This is a genomic window from Micromonospora sp. HM5-17 (genome assembly GCF_003762835.1).
Taxonomy (GTDB): domain Bacteria; phylum Actinomycetota; class Actinomycetes; order Mycobacteriales; family Micromonosporaceae; genus Plantactinospora.
Window position 1 is genome coordinate 1 of sequence record NZ_RJWA01000022.1, and the last position, 8288, is coordinate 8288.

An 8288-nucleotide genomic window follows, 5' to 3' on the forward strand; every position below is an offset into this window, starting at 1 on the left:
TTTTCCTGGAACGGAGCTAAAAGGTAGCGGCTTTTCCATGGGCAAGGAACTCTCCACAGATAGTAATCATTACCTACATATCCGTCTTCCCGTAGCACTCCTTCTGTCTCAGGTTGGGGGCGTACAACTCCATTAAACTTTTCGGGGATAAGGGCTCTACGGCCTACTGGATCTGTCCACTGGAAATCATGTTCCCATCCTTCGTTAAAAGAACACCCATCGAAATAAACTAATACCTCACTCGGCGAACTGAGAGAATGGGGAGGGTTCGCTATCGGAATTTTCTCGTACCAAATGTCATGGTCTACTTTTTTGCCTTCATCAATCCACTCGAGAATCTGTTGCTCATCAAAACTGGCACCTGCCAAAACCTGGATTGCTGCATCAGGATCGGATAGAAAGAAGCGTTTGACGTAGGCGAGATAAATATTAGATATATGCATTAATCGAGTCCTATCTTTTAAAGGTTGCCAAGAATCTTACATTCAACGCGAGCCGGAAAAGGGTAGAAAGGTGAAGTAATGGCAGACATTGTTCATGAAGCCTAGAACACGCAACTGTGCGCGTTGTTTATTGGGGCGCACGGGGACACTGGAGACTACGAGTACGCACTAGACGCCGCCAACAGTGCCGCCAAGCACCTACAGGTAATACAGGCGGAGTTGCCTGCCACTTCCCCACTGGCCCGCGACGCCGGCACACTCGCCAAGTTTGTACGCGCAGCACAACAGAATCTGTCTCAACAACGGCCCGCAAATAATCCCGACGAACTTCTAGACTTAGCCACCAGACTCAAAGAGTCGCTGGAAGGGGCGGATATGCAACAACCCCCGCCTTCCTGCATGTCATGCATGCTGGTGGAAGCGGGGGTTGTGTACTAAAGAAACGATTTAGTTGGCCCGGCCAGTTTCCCTGCGGTACTTGCGGTAGTAGCGGCGGCCGTAGTGAACGGTGCCGAAGGCGGCGATAGCCACAACGGCTAGAGCGATGATGCCGATGATGGTGGTCAGGGTGTAGTCACCCTCGCCGGCGGTGCCCAGCGGGGTATCCCACACGCCGAGGCCCCAGATGAGGATTCCGGCAGCTGGGAGGCAAGACAGGATCAGACCCATGCCCACCCAGGTGGAGGTGCGCAGGAGGGAAGAGTGAGGAGCACCGAAGGACACGGGATCGTAGCCCTCAATGTAGGTGTCCTGAATCTTACCGGAGAACTCTGGGTAGGTCTCGCTGGCGTAGTCAGCGACTGCGTGGGTGTTATCGCTCATGGCGGAGTCTTTCTGTCTTTCTCTCGTTCCTAGTATTCCTACGGAATAACCTTAGCTTAGTCGTCCTTGCCACGGAAAGCAGCACGTGCACGTTCGCGGGTAACCGCGGATACCGCGGTCAGCGGAACACCGGCCGGGCAGACATCGGCGCACTCACCGTAGAGGGAGCAGTGGCCGAAGTTGGCTTCCAAGTCATCGACCATGTTGCGAGCACGGCGGCCACGCTCTTCCTTGCCCAGCGGCATCAGGGAGAGGTGCACCAACTTTGCGCCGGTAAACAGGTGAGCCGCACCGTTCGGGCAGGCAGCAACGCAGGCACCGCAGCCGATGCAGGCAGCGTGATCCAGCGAGTACTCGGAAGTCTCATGGTTGACGTGCAGGGTATCCGCATCCGGAGCGGTACCAGCGTCCATGGAGACGTAGCCGCCCTGCTCCATCACGTGATCCAATGCCGCACGGTCGACGATCATGTCCTTGATAACCGGGTAGGCAGCGGAACGGAATGGCTCCAGCTTGATGGTCTGTCCATCGGTGAAGTTGAACAGGCGCTGCTGGCAGGCCGGGGTGTTCTGGCCAGGGCCGTGTGGACGGCCGTTGACGGTCAGACCACAGGTACCACAAATGCCCTCACGGCAGTCAGAGGCGAAGGCGAAAGGCTCTTCGCCGCGCTCAATGTAGCCCTCGTTGACGTGGTCCAGCAGCTCCAGGATGGACATCTGCTCAGAGGCATCGTCCACCTGGACGGTCTCGAAGTGGCCTTCTTGGGTCGGTCCGGCTTGACGCCAGATCTCAAGTGTCAGTTTCATTACTTGTAGTTCCTTGTCATCAGCGGGATCGAATCAAAGTACAGCGGCTCGGCGTGGCGGATGAACTCGTTCTTATTAGCGCCCGGCTCCCAGGCGGAAACGAAGCACCAGTTCTCGTCGTCGCGTTCTGCCTCGCCGTCCTCGGTGAGGTGGTCCTCGCGGAAGTGGGCGCCACAGGACTCGTCGCGGTCCAGAGCGTCAACACACATGAGCTCGCCCAGGTCCAGGTAGTCGGCAACGCGCAGGCCGTATTCCAGTACCTGGTTCATGTCGTTGGCCTCGCCCGGGATGCGGACATTAGCCCAGAAGTCCTCGCGCAGCTCACGGATCTTGGTGATGGCTTCCTTGAGGTCCTCCACGTTACGGGACACACCGCAGCCGTGGTACAGGATGTCACCCAGCTGGCGGTGGTAGTAGGAAGGACCGTGCGGGTTCTCGCCGCGCACGCCCATGAGGCGGTCGATGCGCTCCTGGGACTGTGCCAGGGTTGCCTGAGCCTCTGGGGAATCCTCGGCCAGCTTCTCCTCGTTGAGGTGGTCAGCCAAGTAGTTCGGGATGGTAAACGGCAGGGTGAACCAGCCGTCGACGGAAGCCGAAAGCAGGGAGTTAGCACCCAGGCGGTTAGCGCCGTGGTAGGTCCAGGAGCACTCACCGGCGGCGAAGAGGCCGTCGATGGAGGTCATCTCGTTGAAGTCGGTCCACAGGCCACCCATGGTGAAGTGGCAAGTCGGAGCGATGCGCATCGGAGTTTCGTAAGCGGACTCGCCGATGGCCTCTTCGTACATCTCGATGAGGTTGGAGTAGCGCTCGCGGATCTTGTCCTTGCCGAGGCGCTCGATGGCGTCGCGGAAGTCTAGGTACACAGAGTTGTGCAGCGGGCCAACGCCCAGGCCAGCGTTAATCTGCTGGGAGATGGCACGGGAAGCAACGTCACGCGGAACCAGGTTGCCGAATGCCGGGTAGCGGCGCTCCAAGAAGTAGTCGCGCTCTTCTTCCGGAATGGTATTCGGGTCGCGGTCGTCACCCTCCTTCTTCGGGGACCAAATGCGGCCGTCGTTACGCAGGGACTCCGACATCAGAATGGTCTTGGACTGCCAATCGGAGTTGACCGGCAGGCCCGTCGGGTGGAACTGCACGAAGGCCGGGGAGGCCAAGTAAGCACCGCTGTCGTACGCACGCATCATGGCGCTGGCATTGGAGTTCTTAGCCAGGGTGGACATGTGGTAGACGTTGCCGTAGCCTCCGGTACCCAGCACAACTGCGTGGCCGGTGAAGGCCTTGAGCTCACCGGTGATCAGGTTGCGGGTAACGATGCCGCCAGCGCGCTTCTTGCCATTGTCGTTGTAGACAATGATGTCCTGCAGATCATTGTGGGCAAAGAGTTCGACGTTGCCCAGGCCGATCTGGCGGTAGAGCGCAGAGGTGGTGGACAGCTGCAGCTGCTGACCTGTTTGACCACGGGTGTAGTAGGTACGGGAGACCTGTACACCACCGAAGGAACGGGTAGCCAGGGTACCGCCGTACTCACGAGCGAAGGGTGCGCCGATGGCATTCATGTGGTCGATAACGCGCACGGACTCGTTGGCCAAGCGCCAGCAGTCGGACTCGCGGCAGCGGTAGTCGCCGCCCTTGACGGTGTCCTTGGTGTGGCGGTAGGCGGAGTCATTGTCCACCTTCTTGGCACGGGAGGCGTTGACGCCACCCTGCGCGGCGATGGAGTGCGCGCGGCGCGGGGAGTCGTGGTAGGTAAATACCTTTACCTTATAGCCCAGCTCGCCCAGAGCGGCCGCGGCGGAGCCTGCGGACAAGCCGGTACCAACCACGAGGACCTCAAACTTGCGGCGGTTCAGCGGGGAAACCAGCTGCATGTGATCCTTTTGGTGGGACCACATGTCCTTCATTGGCACGCCGTGCGGCTCATTGGATTCCAGAATGTTGCCGGCGGATACGCCCGGAACGATGGACTGCGGGTGCGAGAACTTGGGGTGCTCGCGCTTGAGTTCAGTATTAGTCATGGGTTTCTAACTCCTTTAGCTGACCAAGCCCAGGGCAACGGACAAAGGCATAACGATGTTGCCGATGCAGACAACGGCCGGGATGACGTACGCCAGGATCAGGAAGGTCTGACGCCACTTCGCACCGGTGATACCCAGGTCAGAAGCGGCGAGGCGAATGCCGTGGGTGAGGTGCAGAAACAGGAAGCACATGGCGATCACATACACGATGGTGACCGGCCAACGGCTAAAGGTTGCGATCATGTTGGCCTTCACCGCACCCTCTGCAAAATCGCCAGGGGCGATGGGCTGCACGCCTAGGGTCAGGTCCAGCAGGTGGAAGATGATGAACAGCAGCAAGACGATGCCGGTAACCAGCATGGACTTGGTAGCGAAGGAATCAAGGCCGCCCATCAGGTTGCTGCGGCGGAACTTGCCGCGGGACGCCTTGGAACGTGCGGTGAGGGCAAATGCGCCGTAGATGTGGGCGATGATGGCAACCAGCAGGACCGCGCGGATGATCCACAATGCGCCCTCATGTGGGAACAGCGGCTCACCCATGGAGCGCAGGAATGCACCGTATTCATCCAGTGCCTCGTCGCCGCCTTCTGCCGGCAAATACAGCTTCAGGTTGCCGGCCATGTGGCCGACGACGAAAAGTGCAAACAGCAGGCCAGTGACGGCCATGATGAGCTTCAGAACCCAGGAGGGCACTCCCGGCTTCTGACGGATTGGTTCGTTAGTAATGTGGCCGTGAGCTACTGCCTCACGGTCGGGATTTCTTAAAGTCATGACACCTCCATTGTCGTCCTCACCTTAACTGGGCTTAACCGCTGGTTACCAGTCAATTCCGGCGGTGTTTCACCTAACGGTACGGCGGTACGGTTAAACTCAGAATTCTTTTAGGTAAGGGTTGCCTTAGAAGCCTAGAGGCAAAACGTCACTACCTTGGCTGCTCGCAATTTCGCAATATTGACGTTGCGTAAATCTTCCGCCAGTTGTGAACTTGGTCACCCAGTGTTACAGGAGTGATCCCCTTACCCCTTTATGTGTCAAACTTTCGCATGAATCCCACATATTCCCCACAGGAGGGTGAACATTCTTCGCAAGTTCTTTGCGATTAAGGTGCACACCCGCAGGCCACCCAGTAACCTTTCCGGCATGAGTAAGACGTATGTGGGATCCCGCCTTCGCCAGCTTCGCCGTGAGCGCGATCTCAGCCAGGCTTCCCTTGCCGCCACGCTGGGCCTTTCGGCCAGCTACGTCAACCAGATCGAGCACGACGTCCGGCCGCTTACCGTTCCGGTCCTCCTTCGCATCACCGAAGTCTTCGGAGTTGACGCCACTTTCTTCTCCCGCGACGATGACTCGCGCCTGCTCGCGGAGATCCAGGACGTCATCCAAGACAAGGAACTGTGCCCCTCCCCCGTCGAGCTGCAGGAGCTCTCCGAGCTGGTCTATAACCATCCCACCGTGGCCCGCACCCTGGTGGATGTCCACCGCCGCTATCGCAATGTGCGCGATAAGCTCTCACTCGCCACCGATACCCGCCGCACCACCGAGGCCACCCAGGCACTGTCCATGCCGCACGATGAGGTGCGCGATTTCTTCTACGCCCGCCAGAACTACTTGGACGATCTGGACCACCACGCGGAGCAGCTTGCCGACGCCCTCTCGGTCACCCAATTCGGCATCCGAGACACCGAACATGCCCTAGCCCAGCGCCTGCGCGATCGCCACAACGTAGACATTCGCATCACCTCACAGATGGATGGCACGCTGCACAGTTTTGACCGCGAAACCGGCGAGTTTCGGCTCGCCTCGCGCCTGAGCGAAGGACAACGCGCCTTCCGCATGGCTGCGGAGCTGAGCTTCCTCGAGGCCGGAGAGCGCATCTCCTCTTTAGTGAAGGAAGAGCCGTTTACCTCGGATGCCTCGCGTAACCTAGCGCAACGCGGTTTGGCCAGCTACTTCGCCGCCGCCACCGTGATGCCCTATACCCTGCTGCATTCTGAGGCCGAGCGCTCCGGCTACGACGTGGAATACCTCTGCCAGGTCTTCGGGGTGGGTTATGAATCCGTCGCCTCCCGGCTGTCCACCCTGCAGCGCGATAACCTGCGCGGCATTCCTTTTACCTTCGTCCGCGTCGACCGCGCCGGAAACATGTCCAAGCGGCAATCCGCCACGGGTGTGCACTTTTCCAATAATGGCGGCACCTGCCCACTGTGGAATGTCTACGAGACCTTTGCCCAGCCGGGCATAATTTCCCGCCAGTTGGCCCAAATGCCCGATGGCCGCAATTACCTGTGGATATCTCGCGCGGTACAGCACCACCAAGGCCGCTTTGGCGATACCAATAAGCTTTTCGCCATTGGCCTGGGCTGCGAGGCTCGCCACGCCGACCGCACCGTCTACGCAGAAGGTCTCGCCCTCAAAGATCTCTCTTCTGCTACCCCCATCGGCTCTGGTTGCCGCACCTGCCCGCGCGAGAATTGCGCGCAGCGCGCCTTCCCGCCTATCAACGAGGTCATCAGCATCGATGCCCACCGGTCCGCGGTTGCACCTTACTAGCGCTCCGGGAGCTAATCGACCTACTCGAAAGCTACTCGAAATCTACTCGAAAGAGCTCGTTTCGAGTAAATAACGTTATGAACTGCCGGTTTGGCAGTACTCGAAAGCTACTCGAAATGTACTCGAAAAATTTTCGAGTAGAGTTACCCTTATGAGCTACGACCCCAGTCCCCATATGCCTCATCATGGGAAAAGCTACTGAGCCAGCCAGAAAATCAATGGTTTGACCGAAAATCTTTTAAAATTCAACCCAAAGATCTCGCAAAAGCGTTAGTAGCGTTTGCCAACGCGGAGGGTGGGATCATCGCCGTCGGAATTACGAACCGCAGTTTGGATGGCCTACCTTCCGCCAAACAGGCTAACCAACTGCGTCAAGCTCCCCACGAATTCACGGATCCCACTACCAGGTATGAAGTCGAAATCGTCGACATTCCAGATCCAGGATCCCACTCCTCATCAACCAAAGGGCCGGCGCAAATATATCTGTTTCATGTCTCCCCCAACAGAGAACGTCCACTACACAACCGCAGGAGAGTGCTACCTAAGGGTTGGGGACCAAACACAGAAGCTCAAAGCCGATGACATACTGGAGTTGCGCTATACCAAAGGCGAGCAAATGGGGTTGCCCGCAAATCGTGGACACGTAGTGGAGCTACCTAGTGGTTAGGCAGCTATTTCTTTTCTGCTGGTGGTTAGACCAATGTGGTTCTCGAAGTCGACGGGGCTTACCATACCGAGTGCGGAGTGTCGGCGCCGGCGGTTGTAGACGACTTCAATCCAGTAGGCAACGGCCTTGCGTGCGGCATCACGGGTCGCCCAGCGCTTACGGTCGTAGAACTCGGTTTTAAGCGTTGACCAGAATGACTCGGCCATCGCGTTATCGAAGCACACACCGGTACGCCCTACGGACTGAGCAATGCCCAGGTTGCGGCAAACTTCCCAGAGCTTCTCGCTGGTAAATTGGGTTCCGCGGTCAGCGTGAAACACTAGCCCGTCAGGCACGTCACCGCGCAGCGTATGCGCCATTCGCAGGGCCCGTTCGACCAGGTATGTATCTTGAACGCTATCCATAGCCCAGCCCAGTACCCTGCGGGAATGGCCATCGCGGACTGCACACAGATACAACCAGCCTTCAGCAGTGCGCAGGTAGGTAATATCCGACATCCACACTCGGTTGAGCTCACCAGTATCAAACATGCGCTTGACCAGGTCAGGAAGCGTGGACTTACGTTTGGCTTGGACCGTTGTCACTGGGACAAAGGCCCGCGGTGAAATCCCTTCAATGCTCATCATGCGCATTCGTTTAGCCACAGTCTTACGATTAAGCGAAATGTGGTAGCGCTCGGTAAGTTCTGCGGTGATCCGCGGAGCACCATAAACCTCATCGGAGTCCGACCAAATCTGATGAATCTTGCGGTCAACATCGTCGTAGAATGCTGCGCGATCATCGTCGCCGGATAGTCGCTTCTGCTGCGTATGGGCCCATTTGTAGTATCCAGACCGAGATACTTTTAATAGCCGTGCCATACGTTTGATGCTGTAGTTGGCCTTCTCCTGCCGCATCAATTCGAACTTTTCTGCTCGCGTTGCTTCGCAGCGAAGAAGGCTGTCGCTTTTGACAAAAACTCATTATCCATCTTGGCTTCTGCCAG

The 8288-nt window shown here is 57.8% G+C and carries 7 protein-coding genes and 1 pseudogene; 2 read left to right on the forward strand and 6 right to left on the reverse strand.

The features are described from left to right. The 5 genes from EF879_RS28440 to EF879_RS26650 all read right to left on the reverse strand — a co-directional run. Positions 1 to 443, reverse strand: a 443-nt coding sequence (locus tag EF879_RS28440) for a hypothetical protein (RefSeq protein ID WP_233604775.1), incomplete at its 3' end; no start/stop codon positions are given. A gap of 447 nt (positions 444 to 890) precedes the next feature. Beyond that, positions 891 to 1265, reverse strand: coding sequence for a hypothetical protein (locus EF879_RS26635; RefSeq protein ID WP_123563321.1), 375 nt, complete (start codon positions 1263 to 1265; stop codon positions 891 to 893). A 56-nt stretch (positions 1266 to 1321) separates the two neighbouring features. Continuing rightward, positions 1322 to 2071, reverse strand: coding sequence for a succinate dehydrogenase/fumarate reductase iron-sulfur subunit (locus tag EF879_RS26640; protein ID WP_123563323.1), 750 nt, complete (start codon positions 2069 to 2071; stop codon positions 1322 to 1324). Then, positions 2071 to 4086 carry a fumarate reductase/succinate dehydrogenase flavoprotein subunit gene (locus EF879_RS26645; protein ID WP_123563325.1) on the reverse strand — a complete coding sequence of 672 codons (2016 nt, stop codon included), beginning with the start codon at positions 4084 to 4086 and terminating at the stop codon, positions 2071 to 2073. The genes EF879_RS26640 and EF879_RS26645 overlap by 1 nt, the downstream gene beginning before the upstream one ends. A 15-nt stretch (positions 4087 to 4101) precedes the next feature. Next, positions 4102 to 4779 carry a succinate dehydrogenase cytochrome b subunit gene (locus EF879_RS26650; RefSeq protein WP_199736630.1) on the reverse strand — a complete coding sequence of 226 codons (678 nt, stop codon included), beginning with the start codon at positions 4777 to 4779 and terminating at the stop codon, positions 4102 to 4104. A 447-nt stretch (positions 4780 to 5226) separates the two neighbouring features. Between EF879_RS26650 and ramB the strand changes: the two genes are divergently transcribed. Together ramB and EF879_RS28915 are read left to right on the forward strand one after the other, a co-directional pair. Next, complete coding sequence (gene ramB, locus EF879_RS26655) at positions 5227 to 6636, forward strand: acetate metabolism transcriptional regulator RamB (protein WP_123563329.1); 1410 nt, start codon at positions 5227 to 5229, stop codon at positions 6634 to 6636. Positions 6637 to 6834: 198 nt separating this feature from the next. Then, positions 6835 to 7218: an ATP-binding protein gene (locus EF879_RS28915; protein WP_199736631.1), complete on the forward strand. Its 384-nt coding sequence runs from the start codon at positions 6835 to 6837 to the stop codon at positions 7216 to 7218. A gap of 81 nt (positions 7219 to 7299) precedes the next feature. On the opposite strand, the pseudogene EF879_RS26665 reads toward EF879_RS28915, so the two are convergent. Continuing rightward, positions 7300 to 8288: pseudogene (locus tag EF879_RS26665) on the reverse strand (IS3 family transposase); the annotation flags it as partial.

Coding starts and splice junctions, on each gene's coding strand:
- ramB (WP_123563329.1), top strand. CDS start 5,227: ATGAGTAAGACGTATGTGGGATCCCGCCTTCGCCAGCTTCGCCGTGAG.
- EF879_RS26645 (WP_123563325.1), bottom strand. CDS start 4,086: ATGACTAATACTGAACTCAAGCGCGAGCACCCCAAGTTCTCGCACCCG.
- EF879_RS26635 (WP_123563321.1), bottom strand. CDS start 1,265: ATGAGCGATAACACCCACGCAGTCGCTGACTACGCCAGCGAGACCTAC.
- EF879_RS26640 (WP_123563323.1), bottom strand. CDS start 2,071: ATGAAACTGACACTTGAGATCTGGCGTCAAGCCGGACCGACCCAAGAA.